Below are 15,587 nucleotides of genomic sequence, written 5' to 3'. Positions count from 1 at the left end.
CGGTTATCGTGACCACGTGGACATTCGCATCGGCATCACCAACAGCCCCCGTGAGATCAGCTTCGAGACGGCGCAGACCGCCGACGAGGTCGAGAAGGTCGTCGGCGACGCGCTCGACGGCGGCAAGTCGTACGTCACCCTCGCCGACTCCAAGGGCAAGACCTACCTGGTCCCCACCGCGTCGCTCGCCTACGTCGAGGTCGGCAGCGAAGAGAGCCGCAAGGTCGGGTTCGTCAGCTAGCCGTGGAACTCCTCTTCGTCGTCCTGGGCGGCGCCATCCTCGGGTTCGTCCTCCATTACGCGCTGCCCGACGCCGACACCCGCGGCGTCCTGCTCGCGCCGGCCTCCGGCGCCGTCGTGGCGGCGATCGTGTGGGAGGCCCTCACCTGGGCGGGGTGGCCCGCGGACGGCGGCTGGATCTGGGTCGTGGGGCTCGTCCTCCCGGCCGTCGTCGCCTTCGTGGTCTGCCGCGTCGCGGCCGTCCGTCGTCGGGCACGCGACAGTGAGCACTTCGCCCGCCTGGTGCGCTCCGCTTCCTGACACCGCGCCTCCGGTCGGCCGCCTCCGGTGAGAGGTCGACCGGCGAACCCGCGACGACGGGTCTGCCCGAAGCCGACCCCGGGAACGACTCAGGCGGTGAGCCCGAGGGCGTCCATGCGGCGGGTGTGGGCGGCGATGAGTTCGGTGAAGACCGGCTCGAGACGCTCGTCGTCCGCCGACACGTGCGACGCCGAGACGGCAGCGCGCGCGACCAGCAGGGTGTCGCCCACCAGCCTGCGCCCCCAGAGGGCCAGCCGCGACGCGAGTCGCGAGTCGGCCTCGATGGCCGCCGAGAGCTCTCGCACGACGAGCGGTGCGTCGTCGTGGGCCTTGAGCACCGCGACGATGCGCTTGTGGTGATCGGCGGGCAGCCCGGCCGCCAACCGGACGAACACGTCGTTGAGCAGGCCTGCCGCGACGTAGTCGGCGAGGATCGCCTCGTACCAGTCCGTGCCTTCGGTCCGGGCCCGGAATTCGTCGATCGCGGCGATGTGGGGCTCCATCGACTCGGTGGCGTCGTGGCCTGACCGTTCGATCTCGGCCACCAGGCCACGGTGTCGTGCCAACGTCGTCTCGGCGATGCGACCGGTGGTCTCTTTCGCGCGGACGTCGGGGGCGAACGCCGACGAGCGCCCGAGAGTCTCGAAGAGTGCGAGCTCGAGGTAGGCCGCGTGCCCGAGGAAGACCAGCAGGTCGGGGGTGAACTGGTCGAGCTCGACCCGCGCCGCGGGGGTCGGCTTCGCTGCGGGCCGCGGCCACTGCAGGGACGGGACGCCGCGTTTCGCACCTCGACCGGGCCAGGACACCACGCCCACATCTTACGGGGTCCGAGAGGCCGCCCGTCGCGACGGGCTAAACTCCTCGCATCCCCCTATATGAGACAGGGCAACACTTTGACATTCACTGACCTCGCGATCGACCCCGACATGGTCGACGCTCTGGCGTCGAAGGGGATCCTCGAACCTTTCCCCATCCAGACCCAGACCATTCCCCTCGCCCTCGCCGGCCAAGACATCATCGGCCAGGCCAAGACGGGCACCGGCAAGACCTTCGGCTTCGGCCTCCCCATCATCCAGCGCATCGGCCTCGACCCGGCCCCCGGCGTCAAGGTGCTCGTCGTCGTCCCCACCCGCGAACTCTGCGTCCAGGTGGCCGACGACCTCGAGGTCGCCACCGCGAACCGTGCCACCAAGATCGTCAGCATCTACGGCGGCAAGGCCTACGAGGGTCAGGTCGAACAGCTCAAGGCCGGCGCGCAGATCGTCGTGGGCACCCCCGGGCGCCTCCTCGACCTGGCCGGCCAGCGCCTCCTGAACCTCAAAGAGGTGCAAGAGGTCGTGCTCGACGAGGCCGACAAGATGCTCGACCTGGGCTTCCTCAGCGACATCGAGAAGATCTTCCAGCAGGTTCCGGCCACCCGTCACACCATGTTGTTCTCGGCGACGATGCCCGGCCCCATAGTGGCACTGGCCCGCCGCTTCATGTCGAAGCCGATCCACATCCGCGCGACCGACCCCGACGAGGGCCTCACGCAGGCGAACATCAAGCACGTCGTCTACCGCGCCCACTCGCTCGACAAGGACGAGGTGATCGCGCGCATCCTCCAGGCCGAGGGTCGCGGCAAGACCGTCGTCTTCACGCGCACCAAGCGCGCGGCCGCCAAGCTCGTCGAAGAGCTGAACGATCGTGGCTTCAACGCGGCCGCCGTCCACGGCGACCTCAACCAAGAGCAGCGCGAGCGTGCCATGGCCGCCTTCAAGGCGGGCAAGAAGGACATCCTGATCGCGACCGACGTCGCGGCCCGCGGCATCGACGTGAACGACGTCACGCACGTCATCAACCACACCGTGCCCGACGACCACGACACGTACCTGCACCGCGCCGGCCGAACCGGCCGTGCGGGCAAGACCGGCATCGCCGTGACGTTCGTCGACTGGGACGACCTGCACAAGTGGGCGCTGATCAACCGGGCCCTCGACATGGGTCAGCCCGAACCGGTCGAGACCTACTCGTCGAGCCCGCACCTCTTCACCGACCTCGACATCCCCGCCGGCACCAAGGGACGCCTTCGCGCGACCTCCCTGTCGGCGGTCAAGGCGGGTTCGGCCGGCACGCGCGAGCGCACCGGCGGCCCCCAGGGCGACCGAGACAGGGGTCGTGGTCGCGGTCGCGGCGACGCTCCCGTCCGTACCTCGGGTGAGCCCTCGGCCACGGGCCGCGGTGCCGCCCAGGCACCCGACGCGGCGACTCCGGCCGGCGAGGCCACGGGTGAGGCCCCGCGCAAGCGCAGCCGCAACCGTCGCCGCCGCCCGGCGGGCGACTCGTCGTCGCAGCCCCAGGGCTGACGCTCGACCCTCACCGAGGCCCCCTCGACCGTTCGCGGCGAGGGGGTCTCGTGCGTCCGGCCCGTCGCCGTCCGGGACGAGGAGGCGCGGGTCGACTCAGCCCCGGACGGGCACCCACCCGGTCGCCGCGTCGACGATCCGGTCGAGTTGCTCGGGAGCCGTGGTGTTCTCGCCCAGCCGGTTGGGCTTGCCGTCGCCGTGGTAGTCGCTCGACCCGGTCACGATGAGGTCGTGCCGCCGGGCGAGCTCGAGCAGTCGCGCCTTGCCCGCCGTGGTGTTCTCGCGGTGGTCGATCTCGACGCCGAGCAGGCCGGCGTCGACCAGGGCCTCGAAGCCCTCGCTCGAGACGTTGGGCTCGCGCCCCCGGGTCGCGGGGTGGGCGATGACGGGGACTCCCCCGGCCTCGCGGATCAGCCGGACGCCGATCAGGGGGCTGGGTGCCTCGTGTGGTTCGTAGTACCCGGACCGCCAATGCAGGATGCCCGCGAAGGCGGCGCTGCGGTCGGGTGCGTAGCCCTTGGCGACGAGGGCGTCGGCGATGTGCGGCCGGCCCAGCGTCGCTCCCGAGCTGGCCTGGGCGAGGACGTCGCCCCAGGTGAGGTCGTAGTCGGCGGCGATGCGCTCGACGATGCGCTCGGCGCGGTGCAGACGACTGTCGCGGAGGCGTGCCGTCTCGGCGACCAGACCCGGGTGCGCGGGGTCGAAGAGGTAGCCGAGCATGTGAACGCTGTTCAAGCCGAGCCGGGTGCTGAGCTCCATGCCGGGGACGAGGGTGAGCCCCGTCCCGGCGACGGCGGCCGAGGCCTCGGACCACCCGGCGGTGCTGTCGTGGTCGGTCAGGGCGACGGTGTCGAGCCCCGCCCGCACGGCCGACGCGATCAACGCGGCGGGCGCCTCGGTGCCGTCCGACACGCTCGAGTGAGTGTGCAGGTCGACCAGGCGCGTGGGCATCCCCCCATTGTAGGCGGCGCGCTTCCGAGGCGTCCGTGCGGCGCCCGACCTGCGGTCGGGGGTTCCCCTAGGCTCCAGTGGCCATGATCCGTCGTCTCGTCGCCCTCGTCTTCGTCCTCGCCGTCGCCGCCGTGCTGGTGGCCGCCCTCTGGCCCCAGGCCGTCGGGCTGCAGCGCGTCTTCCCGGTCGCTCAGGTGGTGTCGTTCCGCCTCGTCGCCGCGGCCGTGGCGATCGTCCTGACGGTGCTGCTGCTCGTGCTCGGCCTGATCGCGCGACCGATCCGGTCGTTGACGGCGAGTGCGGCCGTGCTGCTGCTCGTGTTCGGCGTCCTCTCGGCCGGCGTCGTGACGGCTCGAGGCCTCGGCCGCACCGACTTCGTCGAGAGGACACCCACCGACGTCACCGTCCTGTCGTGGAACACGCTCGGCGCGGCGACCGGGGCCGACGCCGTGGTCGCCCTCGCGACCGAGGTCGGCGCCGACGTGATCGCCCTCCCCGAGACCCGACAGGAGGTCGGCGTCGCCGTCGCCGAGGCCATGGCCGCCGCCGGCAAGCCCATGTGGGTCCACACGGTGGCCTACGACCAGATCGCGAGCGGCCGCTCGACGACCCTGCTGATCAGCGCCGCGCTCGGCGACTACCAGGTCGCGATCGGCGACGACGGCACCACCGACGCGCGCACGACGCCCGTGCTCCCGACGGTCGTCGCGACGCCCGTGTCGGGCGAGGGGCCCACCATCGTCGCCGCCCATCCCGTGTCGCCGACGCCCGATCACATGGGGCAATGGCGTGCCGGCCTCGGCTACCTCGCCGACGTCTGCCGCTCGGGTGACGTGATCATGGCGGGCGACTTCAACGCCACGCTCGACCACATGGCCGGTCTCGGCTCCGACGGTGGAGCCCTCGGCGCCTGCCGCGACGCGGCCGAGGCCACCGCCAACGCCGGGGTCGGCACCTGGCCGACCGACGTCCCTCCCCTGCTCGGCGCCCCGATCGACCACGTCATGGCGACCGAGCAGTGGCTGCCGACCGGCTTCCGGGTCGTGACCGAGCTCGACGACGCCGGCAGCGACCACCGTCCGGTCGTCGCCCAGCTCAGTCGCACGGGGGCCTGAGCCCGCCGACTGGGCGTCCGGCCCGTTTGGCGGGACAATGGTGGGCATGGCAGATCAGAAGGCGCCGCGCGCGACCACCAACCGCTCCACCACCCCCGGGTCGGACACGTTCAAGGACTACATCTCGTCGCAGTGGGCCGACCGCCCCGACGTCCTGCCCGAGCCGCGCGAGCAGGCGCCGTTCGCCGCCGACCGCCGCGCGCGACTGTCCGCGCTGCACCCGGGCACCCGCCTGGTCGTCCCGGCCGGCTCCGCCAAGGTCCGCTCGAACGACTGCGACTACCCCTTCCGAGCGCACTCGGCGTTCTCGCACCTGACGGGTTGGGGTTCCGACACCGTGCCCGGTTCGGTGCTCGTGCTCGAGCCCACGGCCGACGGGCACGACGCCACCCTGTACCTGCGCGCGAGCGCCGGCCGCGACTCGGACGAGTTCTACGCCAACCCCGAGATCGGTGAGTTCTGGATCGGCCCCCGCCCCTCGTTGACGCAGGTCGCCGCCGACCTGGGACTGGCCGCGCGCGACCTGGCCGACTTCGAGGCCGTGGTCAGCACGGTCGACGCCGAGACCCTCGTCGTCCGTGAAGCCGACCCCGACCTGACCCGTCGTCTCGACGCCGTCGTCGAGGCCGCAGCCGAGCAGTCCCCCGCCTCGGCGGTGGGCGACGTGACACCCGACGACGACGGCACCCCCGGGCGGGCGACCTCAGCCGACCTCGCCCGTGACCTGAGCGAACTGCGGCTCGTCAAGGACGCGTACGAGGTCGCCCAGATGCGCCAGGCGGTGACGGTGACGGGCAAGGGCTTCACCGACGTGATCGCCGACTTCGACGACATCGTCGCGCACCCCCGCGGCGAACGCCTCGTCGAGGGCACCTTCAACCGTCGCGCCCGCGCCGACGGCAACACGGTCGGCTACGACACGATCGCCGCGTCGGGCGACCACGCCTGCGTCCTGCACTGGACGCGCAACGACGGCGTCGTGCGCGACGGCGACCTCATCCTGATCGACGCCGGCATCGAGCTCGACAGCCTCTACACGGCCGACATCACCCGCACGCTGCCCGTCTCGGGCCGGTTCACCGACGTGCAGCGCCTGGTCTACGAAGCCGTGCTCGAGGCGGCCGACGCGGCGTTCGCGATCGTGCGCCCGGGCATCGCGTTCCGCGAGATCCACGCGACGGCCATGAGGGTCATCGCCGAGCGCACGGCCGAATGGGGCTTCCTGCCGGTCTCCGCCGACGAGTCGCTGAAGCCCGACCACCAGTACCACCGCCGCTACATGGTGCACGGTACGAGCCACCACCTCGGCATCGACGTGCACGACTGCGCCGCCGCCCGCCGCGACCTCTACCTCGACGGCGTGCTCGAGCCCGGCATGGTGTTCACGATCGAGCCCGGCCTGTACTTCCAGCCCGACGACCTCACCGTCCCGGAAGAGTTCCGCGGCATCGGCGTCCGCATCGAGGACGACGTCCTCGTGACCGCCGACGGCGCAGAGAACCTGTCGGTCGGCATCCCCCGCACGGTCGCCGACGTCGAGGCGTGGATCTCGCGCGACTGAGGTCCGAAGCCGAAGGGCCCCGGGTGCATCGCACCCGGGGCCCTTCGTCCGTCCGCACCCCGATCAGCGAGGCAGGGTCACCGGCCGCCGGACGACTCGTCGCCGTCCGGGGCCGCCGGGTCGTCGACCTCGGCCTCGGCCGGCGTCCCGTCCCGTCGCCGACCCGTGACGATCGCCACGACCACACCGGCGGCGGCCAGCACGACGATCGCGACGGCGATGCCGATGACGAGACCGGGGTTCACCGAGCCCGACTCGGACGCGGCCGACGGCGTCGCCACGGTGTCGTCACCCGGGGTCGCCATGGTCGTCATCTCGGGCTCGGTCGACGCCGAGGGCGAGGCCGCGTCGGTCTCGTCGCCGGTGGGGGCGCCGGAGCCGCCCCCCGCGCCTCCTGCGCTGCCGCAACTCGGACGGGTCGGCGAGCCGTCCCCCTCGGCGGTGCCCGCGGCGGGTGCGTAGGTGAACGGGACGGCGTCCGACACGGTGTGACCGTCGGCCGAGACCGCCTGGTAGGTCATCGTGTAGGCACCGGGCGCCCCGAGCGCGACGCCGGTCGCGAGGGTCGGCCCCGAGGTGGTCGAGCAGCCGTCCTCGTAGTGCAGGCCCGCGGCGTCGGTCACCTCGAGCACGTTCGAGCTGCCGGTTCCCGAGAGGTCGAGGATCACGTCGTTGAACGTGATCGACACGGTCGCCGGGGACGAGTCGACGGTCGAGCCGGCGGCGGGCGTGCTGCTCACGACGTAGTCGTGCGCCGCGGCGGGGCCCGCCGGCACGAGGGCGAGCACGCCGGTCGCGGCGCCGAGGCCGGCGATCGCGAGAACGCCGAGGAGGCGCGGTGCCTGCAGGCGCGCGGCCGTCACGCGTCCACCCGGCCGCTCGTCGAGGCACCGGACGCCGTCGCCCGGGGCCGACGGGTCAGTGCCACGACCGAGACGACGAGCGCCAGGGCACCGAGGGCGAGTCCGCCGATGCCGAGGCCGATCGCGAGCGGTCCGACCGCTCCGTCGCCGGAACCCGACGCCGAGTCGCCGGAGGTGCTGAGACCCGCGGTCGTCGTGTCGTCGTCCGTCTCGTGCCCGGAGTGCTCGTCGGCCGGCGGGGCGTCGTTGACGTAGAGGGTCGGTGCGGGGTGCTCGGGCTCTTCTCCCGAGGCCGGCGTCGCGTCGGCCCAGTCGACGACCGTGCCGTCCGAGTAACGCTGGTGGGCCGGGAGGGCGATCGACCCGGTGTCGGGCACTGCACCGGCGGAGATGACGAACTCCTGGAACTGACCCGGGGCGATCCGCGTGTCACCTTCGGCCGTCCAGGTCACCTGGGTCGGCGCCTCGGTGATCGTCGTGCCGTCGAGCTCGACCGGCTCGGGCAACGTGCTGGTGGTGACCTCGGTGGTCCACCCCGGCAGGGGCTGGTACGACACCGAGGTGAACGGGGTGTCGGTGGGCAGGTCGACGACGAGTCCGACGGTGCCGGCGGTCGCGGACTCGTTCGGCACCTTGAAGGTCAGCGTCTCGTACGAGCCGGCCTCGGCCTGGCCGGGCTCGACGTGGACGTGGGCCGACGCCGCGAGGGGCGCGGCCAGCGCGAGCAGGGCGGCGGCGCCGAGAGCGGCGGCCGACCGGGCGACGACGGCGGACGGCCGGGGACGGCGGGTCGTGACGGATGCGGGGACGGTGGTGCGGTTCATGGGTCTGGTCCTCTCGATCGCGAGGGCGATCGGTCTGCGGTGCATGACGATGGGGCCCGACGGCGCCTGGGGGAGCGCGCACGACGGGGTCACCGACGACGGAGGTCGACGGCGTGAGGGTCAGGCAGGGCAGGGCGGACCGCGGCGGGGCCGGGCCGTGAGGTGTCGCCGCCCGGGTGGGCGCGGACGGACGCCGGTCGGTGTCGGCGGGCGGCGGACGACGGGCACCTCGAGCCGGTGCCCGGCCGTCAGGAGGCGCGCGACGGTCAGACCGCGGACGGCCAGTCGGACGAGGGCCCACGCGGCACCCTCACCCCGCCGGAGGGCGACGATCGTGACCACGGCTGCGAGGGCGTGGGCCAGCCACATGGCGGGGCCACCCATGACCATGGCACCTGCGACCGCACCGGACACCGACCCGTCGGCGGCCGTCGAGATGACGAGCGCCGAGTGGTGGCCGCCCGTGGCGGAGGCTCCGCCGCCACCCTCGGCGCCGAGTGAGAAGAGAAGGTGGAACGCGACCTGGCTGAGCGCGACCGCGAGGGCCAGCCGCACGGTCGAGAGGTGCACGCCGGCCAGGGCGATCGAGACGGGCACGGCGACGGCGAGAGCGAGGACCACGCCGAGCACGCCGGGTTGCATGCCGCCGCCCGCCACGTGGGAGAAGGCCGCGACCAGGGTCGAGGCGCCGGCGGTCAGCCAACCCCGCGCGAAGCGCTCGGCCCGGGTGGCCGTCGTGGAGGGGTCGCGGGGTGCCATGTCGACACCAGGGTACGTCAGCGGCGCGGGGTCTCTGGACGGGCGAGGATCTCGTGCGCCCGACCGGAGACCTCGGGGTCGACCACGATCTGGTAGTTCGACGCGAGCACCTGGTGGGTCGAGGTGAAGTCGCGGCGACGTCGCGTGATCGCGAAGCTGACGATGCCGTAGAGCATGCCGAAGCCCGCGCCGAGCAGGGCGGCCGCCCCGACGGTGGCCGCGGTCGCCGTCTCGGTCGCGAAGACGAGCATGACGAGCCCGAAGAAGACCCCGAGCCAGAGACCGGTCACGGACCCCGCCAGTGCGGCGCGCCCGTAGCTCAGTCGACCGGTGACGCGTTCGACGGTCTTGAGGTCGTTGCCGATGATCGCCAGCCGCTTGATCGGGAACTCGGCCTGCGACAACCGGTCGACCACGCGCTGGGCCTCGGGATACGTGTCGTAGGTGCCGAGGACGTCGCCCCGCGGCAGGGTGGGCACGATCGGCGGGCGTCGCCCCACGGGGCCCGGGTTCGTCATCCCTGCATTAAACACGGTGCCCCTGCCGAGCCCCCGTCGGCGACGACGGTGCGAGCGACTAAATTGGACGCGTGAGTGCAACCAGAGTCTTCGTCGCCCGGCTGGCCGGTTGCTCCGTCTTCGACCCCGCAGGCGACAAGGTCGGCAAGGTGCGCGACGTGCTGGTGGTCTACCGCCGCACCGGAGCGCCCCGTGTGGTGGGGCTCGTCGTCGAGGTCCCCGGCAAGCGCCGGGTCTTCGTGGGCATCGGCCGTGTCACGAGCATCGGCTCGGGCCAGATCATCACGAACGGTGTCATCACCCTCCGCCGCTTCGAGCAGCGTGGCGGCGAGACCCGGGTCATCGCCGACCTGCTCGGTCGCCGGGTGTCGTTCCGGCACGGCGGCGGTCACGCCACCATCGAGGACGTGGCGATCGACGAGGTGAGCGAGGGCGACTGGGAGGTCGGCCAGCTCTTCCTGCGCAAGCCCAAGACGTCGCCGTCGCCGTTCGTCAAACCGCCCACGGCGTTCGCGGCCTGGGACGACGTGGTCGAAGAGGCCGGGCCCGGCGAGGCGCAGAGCGCCGAGCACCTCATCGCCGCGTACTCCGACCTCGTGCCCGCCGACCTCGCGAACACCCTGCTCGACCTCACGCCCGAGCGGCGCCTCGAGGTCGCGGGCGAACTGTCCGACGACCGCCTCGCCGACGTGCTCGAAGAGCTGCCCGAGGCCGAGCAGGTCGAGATCTTCACGGGCCTCGACGACCACCGCGCGGCGAGCGTCCTCGACCAGATGCAGCCCGACGACGCGGCCGACCTCATCGCCCAGCTGCCCGACGAGCGCACCGAGCAACTCCTCACGTTGATGGAGCCCGACGAGGCCGACGACGTGCGCATGCTGCTCAGCTACGACTCCGACACCGCCGGCGGCCTGATGACGACCGAGCCCGTCATCGTCTCGGCCGACGCGACCGTCGCCGAGGGCCTCGCCCTCATCCGACGCCACGAGCTGGCCCCCGCGCTCGGCGCGGCCGTCTGCGTGGTCCTGCCGCCCTACGAGCCGCCCACCGGCCGGTTCCTCGGCATGGTGCACTTCCAGCGGATGCTCCGCTACCCGCCGAACGAGCGCCTGGGCACCATCCTCGACCAGACCACCGAACCGGTCCGCGTCGACGCGACGGCCCTCGAGGTCACGCGGGTCATGGCGACCTACAACCTCGTCTCGGTGCCCGTCGTCGACTCGTCGCACCGCCTCGTCGGCGTCGTCACCATCGACGACGTGCTCGACCACGTGCTGCCCGACGACTGGCGCAGTCAAGACCCCGACCAACCCCTGACCGCGAGCCGACCGCGTGGTCGCGCCCGTCGCCCCGCGATCGGCCAGAGCACGAGGAGCGACGATGGCCCGCGATAACCGCAACGACGTCCGCCTCGACGCCCCGAAGGGCCTGCGCCCTCGAGTGCTGCCCGGGCGCAAGCGGGTCAGCAGCGACCGGTTCGGCCGGGCCACCGAGTCCATCGCCCGCGGCATGGGCACGCCATACTTCCTCATCGCCCTCACCCTGTTCTGCGTCGTCTGGATGATCTACAACACGGTCGCCCCCGTCGACATCCGGTTCGACAGCGCCGCCATCGGCTTCACGGCGCTGACGCTGATCCTGTCGCTGCAGGCCTCCTACGCCGCTCCCCTCATCCTGCTCGCGCAGAACCGACAGGACGACCGCGACCGCGTGCAGTTCGAACAGGACCGTCAGCGCGCCGAGCGCAACCTGGCCGACACCGAGTACCTGGCCCGCGAGGTCGTCGCCCTCCGCATCGCGATCCGCGACATGGCGAGCAAGGACTTCATCCGGGCCGAGCTGCGCTCGCTGCTCGACGAGCTCGACCGTCGCGACGACGACGAGGCTTCCGGGGTCGAGACGACCCGCGCCTCCTCGTCCCCGTCACGACGCGAGACCCGGCGCGACGGGCACCGTGGCTGAGGCGTCCCCGGCGACCCGGCCACCGGTGCCGACACCGGACGACGTGCGCCGCGCGCTCGGTCGGGTGCTCGACCCCGAGATCCGCAAGCCCGTCACCGAGCTCGACATGATCGGCGACGTCGTCGTCGACGCAGGAGGCGCGGCGACGGTTTCCGTGAAGCTCACGATCGTGGGCTGTCCCGCCGCCGACACGATCGAACGCGACGTCCGCGAGGCCACGGCCTCCGTGGTCGGCGTCACCGGAGTGACCGTCGACGTGACCGTCATGACCAAGGACGAACGACACGCCCTCACCGAGAAGCTGCGGGCGGGCCGCGCGGCGCGGGGCATGCAGTTCGGGCCCGACACGCTGACCCGGGTGTACGCCGTCACGAGCGGCAAAGGTGGCGTGGGCAAGTCCACCGTCACCGCGAACCTCGCCGTCGCCCTCGCGGCCCGCGGCCTGGCGGTCGGCATCGTCGACGCCGACGTCTACGGCTTCAGCATCCCCGGGCTGCTCGGCCTCGTCGGCCCCGACGGCGCATCCGTGAAGCCCACCCGCGTCGACGACATGATCCTGCCGCCCGTGGCCCACGGCGTGAAGGTCATCTCGATCGGCATGTTCGTCGACGACGCCTCGACGGCGGTCGCCTGGCGGGGGCCGATGCTGCATCGCACGATCCAGCAGTTCCTCACCGACGTGTACTTCGGCGACCTCGACGTGCTGCTGCTCGACCTGCCTCCCGGCACGGGCGACGTCGCCATCTCGGTGGGGCAGTTGCTGCCGCACGCCGAGGTGCTGGTCGTCACGACGCCTCAACCGGCCGCCGCCGACGTCGCCGAGCGCAGCGGGCTCGTGGCGCGCCAGACGGGTCAGCGGCTGCTCGGAGTGGTCGAGAACATGGCCGGTCTGCCCCAGGCCGACGGCAGCGTCCTCGAGCTCTTCGGGTCGGGCGGAGGCGTCGAGACGGCGCGCCGGCTGTCGGCCGGGCAAGAGACCGAGGTGCCGCTGCTGGCCAGCGTGCCGCTCAGCCTGGGCCTGCGGCAGGGCGGTGACGACGGTGTTCCGGTCGTGCTCGCCGCTCCTGACGATCCTGCGGCCGCGGCCATCGACGAGCTGGCGGGCCGACTGGCCGTGCGGGCCCGGGGGCTGGCCGGCCGAAAGCTCGGACTCAGCGTGACCTGACCCGGGTCGAGGACTCGGTACGTGCAGAAAGGGCACCTCGCGTGGCGAGGTGCCCTTTCGTCACAGCGTCTCGCCCGGGGGCGGCGACGTGCTCGTGCCGCACCCCAGCACGGGGGCGGCACACGCGGCGACGGCACGCTCAGGAGGGAGACGCACCGACCACCGCGAAGTGGACTACGACCAGCGGTTGTAGGTCTTGGTCGGGATGGCGCGGAAGCCGTCGCGGGCGACCGAGACGAGCGAGCCGGCGATTCCGACGACTGCGGCGATGACGAGGACGATGATTCCGGTGAGCATGGGGGACTCTTTTCTGGCGCGGTTCGACGCGCGGTTCTGCGTGGTGGGATGGATTCGCCACCGAGCCCGGGACCAGGTCGACCGGAGCTCGGGAGCGCTACGACGCGCTCCGGGGACTCCTCAATGATGCGCCTCGAAAAGCGGTAGATCAATCTCACGTTTCTACCGAAACAGGGTAGTTTTGCTACATGGATGTCAAGCGCCTCGAACTGCTCCGCGAACTCGCCGAACGAGGCAGCGTGGCCGCCGTCGCCCGGGCCACCCACCGCACCCCGAGCGCCGTCTCGCAGCAGCTCAAGGTGCTCGAGCGCGAGGCCGGTGTCGCACTGACCGAGCGGGTGGGACGCGGCATCGTGCTCACCGGCTCCGGGCGCGTGCTGGCCCAGACGGCCACCGACGTCGCCGTGGCCCTCGAACGCGCCCAGGCGGTCTGGGACGACTTCATCGCGACCCCGCAGGGCGAGGTCACGTTGGCCACCTTCCCCACGGGCGGACAGATGCTGCTGCCGGGGCTGCTGCGCACGGTGGCCGAGACCCCGGGCCTGGTGGTCGTCGCGAGCGACCACGACCCGTCGATCCGCGAGTTCCCCGAGCTGGCCGCCGACCACGACGTCGTCGTCGCGCACTCTTCCGACGACAAGCCCTGGCCCGGCCGTGGGCTCGTCACCGTCCCCCTGCTGACCGAGCCCCTCGACATCGCCCTGCCCGCCGACCACCGCCTGGCCGGTCGCGCCTCGCTCGCGCCCGGCGACCTCGAGGGCGAGAACTGGATCGGCGTGCCGCACGACTTCCCGTTCGAGTGGGTCTACCGCGAGATCGAGCGGGTGACCGGCAGCCCCGTGCGCGTCGCGCAGCGCTTCAGCGACACCAAGGTGACCGAGTCGCTCGTCGGGGCCGGCCTCGGCATCGCCGTGCTGCCGCGCTTCACCGCCAAGGACGCCCGTGACGACATGGTGCTCGTCCCCCTCGAGAGCATCCGGGCCGTGCGTTGGGTGTCGGCCGTGATGCGGCGCGATCGGGCCGAGCGCCCCTCCGTGCGACGGGTCGTGGACGCCCTCCGGGCCGAGGCCTCCCGGGTGGCGGCGCTGCACGGCGGCGTCTGACACGTCTCCGGGGGCGGCCGTGCCGCGTCCACGAGGCCGGAGGGGCCACGAGGCGGGCGAGGTCAGGAGGCGCGGCGCAGCAGGCGCGTCAGGTCGCCTCGGAGTCGTACGGCGGCACCTCGCCCGTCGCGAGGGGCACGACCTGAGCGGTGGAGCGGCCCCCGGGCAACCCCGCGGACACGGCCGCGGCGGCACCGGCCGTCGCCATGCTCGGCGCCGAGGGCTTGGGAGCGGCGTCCGTGCCGTCGAGCAACGCGTCGCGGATGATGCGCCGCGGGTCGTACTGGCGTGGGTCGAGCTTCTGCCACTCGACGTCGTCGAACTCGGGGCCCATCTCGTCGCGCATGCGGGTCTTGGCGCCGTTGGCCATGTCGCGCACCGTCCGGACGAGCTGAGCGAGCTTCGACGCGTAACCGGGCAGCCGTTCGGGACCGAGCAGGAAGACCGCGAGCACACCGATGATGAGCAGCTTGTCGAACGTCAGACCGAACATGGACACGCATGCAGACTAACCGGTGACGACTCGGGGAACCCCCTAGAGTTGGCCTTTCGAGGAGTGGGTGTGTCGCAGATAGAGTCAAGTTGGAAGTTCGCGGAAGAACTCGTCACCGAGAGCGACGCGATCGCCGAGGCTCGACAGCATTCGCTCGAGGTCGGCGTCGAAGCCGTCTCGCCGGCGGTGGGTGCCCAGCTCGCCGTCGTCGCCGCCGCCTCGAACGCCTCGTCGATCATCGAGGTCGGCACGGGCCTGGGCGTGAGCGGACTCTGGCTGCTCTCGGGCGCCCCCGGTGCCGTGCTGACGACCATCGACCGCGAGATCGAGCACCAGCAGGCCGCCCGTGACGCCTACCTGCAGGCGGGGGTCCCGGCCAGCCGCTTCCGCCTGATCGCAGGCCGCGCAGCCGACGTGTTGCCTCGCATGAACGAGAACTCGTACGACATCGTCTTCGTCGACGCCGACCCCGGCTCGGTCATCGAGTACGTCGAGCACGGCCTGCGACTCGCCCGTCCCGGCGGACTCGTCCTCGTCGCGCACGCGCTCTGGCACGGCAGGGTGGCCAATCCCGCCGTCCGCGACACCACGACCACGGGCTTCCGCACCTTGCTGACCGAGGTGTCGACCTCACCGGCCGTGATCAGTTCGCTCTCGACCGCGGGCGACGGCCTGCTCTCGCTCGTCAAGCGCTGACACGCCCACGCCCTGAGTCGCGCCCGAGCCCATGCGGCGGGCAGCAAGCCGTGGGCAGCAGGCCGTGGGCACACGCACGGACGCCCCGCGCGTCGCTTGTGCGACGGGCGGGGCGTCCGGGGCTATTAAGGAGGTGGCCGACTAGGCACTCACGACGCCGGCGAGGGCGTCGTGCAACTCTTTGGCTTCGTCGTCGTTGACCGACACCACGAGGCGTCCCCCACCCTCGAGCGGAACACGCACGATGATGAGACGGCCCTCCTTAACGGCTTCCATAGGCCCGTCGCCGGTCCTCGGCTTCATGGCTGCCATCAGATAGTCCCCTTTCGCAAGTTGCTGGTCCCATTATCCGTGATTTCGAGCCCCCGACCTAAACGACGCCGTTCGACCACCGA

General features: G+C 72.1%; 19 protein-coding genes. 10 read left to right on the top strand and 9 right to left on the bottom strand.

The window, feature by feature from the left end; genetic code table 11:
- Positions 1-16: 16 nt before the first annotated feature.
- Together SJY14_RS06345 and SJY14_RS06340 are read left to right on the top strand one after the other, a co-directional pair.
- Positions 17-241, top strand: coding sequence for a DUF3107 domain-containing protein (locus SJY14_RS06345; protein WP_043595511.1), 225 nt, complete (start codon positions 17-19; stop codon positions 239-241).
- Positions 242-243: 2 nt separating this feature from the next.
- A complete protein-coding gene (locus SJY14_RS06340; RefSeq protein WP_071256754.1) occupies positions 244-540 on the top strand; it encodes a hypothetical protein in 297 nt (98 codons plus the stop codon).
- 89 nt (positions 541-629) lie between these two features.
- On the opposite strand, the gene SJY14_RS06335 is transcribed toward SJY14_RS06340, so the two are convergent.
- On the bottom strand, positions 630-1,349 hold the full coding sequence (locus tag SJY14_RS06335) for a ferritin-like fold-containing protein (protein WP_071256878.1): 720 nt from the start codon (positions 1,347-1,349) through the stop codon (positions 630-632).
- Between the two features lie 84 nt (positions 1,350-1,433).
- Here SJY14_RS06335 and SJY14_RS06330 point away from each other — a divergent pair, with 84 nt between their 5' ends.
- Positions 1,434-2,885 (top strand): DEAD/DEAH box helicase, encoded by a 1,452-nt coding sequence (locus SJY14_RS06330; protein WP_071256756.1) that lies wholly within the window; start codon positions 1,434-1,436, stop codon positions 2,883-2,885.
- Positions 2,886-2,981: 96 nt separating this feature from the next.
- On the opposite strand, the gene SJY14_RS06325 is transcribed toward SJY14_RS06330, so the two are convergent.
- Positions 2,982-3,836, bottom strand: coding sequence for a PHP domain-containing protein (locus tag SJY14_RS06325; protein ID WP_071256758.1), 855 nt, complete (start codon positions 3,834-3,836; stop codon positions 2,982-2,984).
- 83 nt (positions 3,837-3,919) lie between these two features.
- Between SJY14_RS06325 and SJY14_RS06320 the strand changes: the two genes are divergently transcribed.
- Positions 3,920-4,951 (top strand): endonuclease/exonuclease/phosphatase family protein, encoded by a 1,032-nt coding sequence (locus SJY14_RS06320; RefSeq protein WP_396600102.1) that lies wholly within the window; start codon positions 3,920-3,922, stop codon positions 4,949-4,951.
- A 46-nt stretch (positions 4,952-4,997) separates the two neighbouring features.
- Complete coding sequence (locus tag SJY14_RS06315) at positions 4,998-6,512, top strand: aminopeptidase P family protein (protein WP_396600101.1); 1,515 nt, start codon at positions 4,998-5,000, stop codon at positions 6,510-6,512.
- Between the two features lie 77 nt (positions 6,513-6,589).
- Here the strand turns inward: SJY14_RS06315 and SJY14_RS06310 are convergent, their stop codons facing one another.
- The 4 genes from SJY14_RS06310 to SJY14_RS06295 all read right to left on the bottom strand — a co-directional run bounded on the left by SJY14_RS06310 (position 6,590) and on the right by SJY14_RS06295 (position 9,476).
- The gene (locus tag SJY14_RS06310) at positions 6,590-7,375 is read right to left on the bottom strand and encodes a copper resistance protein CopC (protein ID WP_396600100.1); all 786 of its coding nucleotides are present in this window, start codon (positions 7,373-7,375) and stop codon (positions 6,590-6,592) included.
- On the bottom strand, positions 7,372-8,199 hold the full coding sequence (locus tag SJY14_RS06305) for a YcnI family protein (RefSeq protein ID WP_396600099.1): 828 nt from the start codon (positions 8,197-8,199) through the stop codon (positions 7,372-7,374). The genes SJY14_RS06310 and SJY14_RS06305 overlap by 4 nt, the downstream gene beginning before the upstream one ends.
- 120 nt (positions 8,200-8,319) lie before the next feature.
- Entirely contained in the window at positions 8,320-8,958 is a 639-nt protein-coding gene (locus SJY14_RS06300) for a hypothetical protein (protein ID WP_396600098.1), read from the bottom strand.
- A 17-nt stretch (positions 8,959-8,975) separates the two neighbouring features.
- Entirely contained in the window at positions 8,976-9,476 is a 501-nt protein-coding gene (locus SJY14_RS06295; RefSeq protein ID WP_396600097.1) for a general stress protein, read from the bottom strand.
- A gap of 71 nt (positions 9,477-9,547) precedes the next feature.
- On the opposite strand from SJY14_RS06295, the gene SJY14_RS06290 reads away from it, so the two are divergent.
- Genes SJY14_RS06290 through SJY14_RS06280 form a run of 3 tightly spaced genes read left to right on the top strand, consistent with a single transcriptional unit; the run spans position 9,548 to position 12,603 of the window.
- Entirely contained in the window at positions 9,548-10,870 is a 1,323-nt protein-coding gene (locus tag SJY14_RS06290; RefSeq protein ID WP_396600096.1) for a magnesium transporter MgtE N-terminal domain-containing protein, read from the top strand.
- Complete coding sequence (locus SJY14_RS06285) at positions 10,857-11,438, top strand: DUF1003 domain-containing protein (protein ID WP_055974027.1); 582 nt, start codon at positions 10,857-10,859, stop codon at positions 11,436-11,438. The genes SJY14_RS06290 and SJY14_RS06285 overlap by 14 nt, the downstream gene beginning before the upstream one ends.
- A 25-nt stretch (positions 11,439-11,463) precedes the next feature.
- Positions 11,464-12,603, top strand: coding sequence for an Mrp/NBP35 family ATP-binding protein (locus SJY14_RS06280; protein ID WP_396600095.1), 1,140 nt, complete (start codon positions 11,464-11,466; stop codon positions 12,601-12,603).
- A 174-nt stretch (positions 12,604-12,777) separates the two neighbouring features.
- Here the strand turns inward: SJY14_RS06280 and SJY14_RS06275 are convergent, their stop codons facing one another.
- Positions 12,778-12,900 carry a hypothetical protein gene (locus SJY14_RS06275; RefSeq protein ID WP_255349746.1) on the bottom strand — a complete coding sequence of 41 codons (123 nt, stop codon included), beginning with the start codon at positions 12,898-12,900 and terminating at the stop codon, positions 12,778-12,780.
- Between the two features lie 188 nt (positions 12,901-13,088).
- On the opposite strand from SJY14_RS06275, the gene SJY14_RS06270 reads away from it, so the two are divergent.
- On the top strand, positions 13,089-14,003 hold the full coding sequence (locus tag SJY14_RS06270; RefSeq protein ID WP_055974033.1) for a LysR family transcriptional regulator: 915 nt from the start codon (positions 13,089-13,091) through the stop codon (positions 14,001-14,003).
- Positions 14,004-14,091: 88 nt separating this feature from the next.
- Here the strand turns inward: SJY14_RS06270 and SJY14_RS06265 are convergent, their stop codons facing one another.
- Positions 14,092-14,496, bottom strand: a complete 405-nt coding sequence (locus tag SJY14_RS06265) for a hypothetical protein (RefSeq protein ID WP_055974037.1) — start codon at positions 14,494-14,496, stop codon at positions 14,092-14,094.
- Between the two features lie 69 nt (positions 14,497-14,565).
- Between SJY14_RS06265 and SJY14_RS06260 the strand changes: the two genes are divergently transcribed.
- Positions 14,566-15,192 (top strand): O-methyltransferase, encoded by a 627-nt coding sequence (locus tag SJY14_RS06260; RefSeq protein WP_054145342.1) that lies wholly within the window; start codon positions 14,566-14,568, stop codon positions 15,190-15,192.
- A 141-nt stretch (positions 15,193-15,333) separates the two neighbouring features.
- Here SJY14_RS06260 and SJY14_RS06255 read toward each other — a convergent pair whose 3' ends face one another.
- A complete protein-coding gene (locus SJY14_RS06255) occupies positions 15,334-15,504 on the bottom strand; it encodes a DUF3117 domain-containing protein (protein ID WP_071256769.1) in 171 nt (56 codons plus the stop codon).
- Positions 15,505-15,587: the final 83 nt, after the last annotated feature.

The sequence above is a fragment of the Frigoribacterium sp. R86507 genome (genome assembly GCF_044597695.1).
Taxonomy (GTDB): domain Bacteria; phylum Actinomycetota; class Actinomycetes; order Actinomycetales; family Microbacteriaceae; genus Frigoribacterium.
The sequence above is the reverse complement of the archived record's forward strand: the minus strand, read 5'-3'. Positions and strand labels throughout refer to the sequence as shown.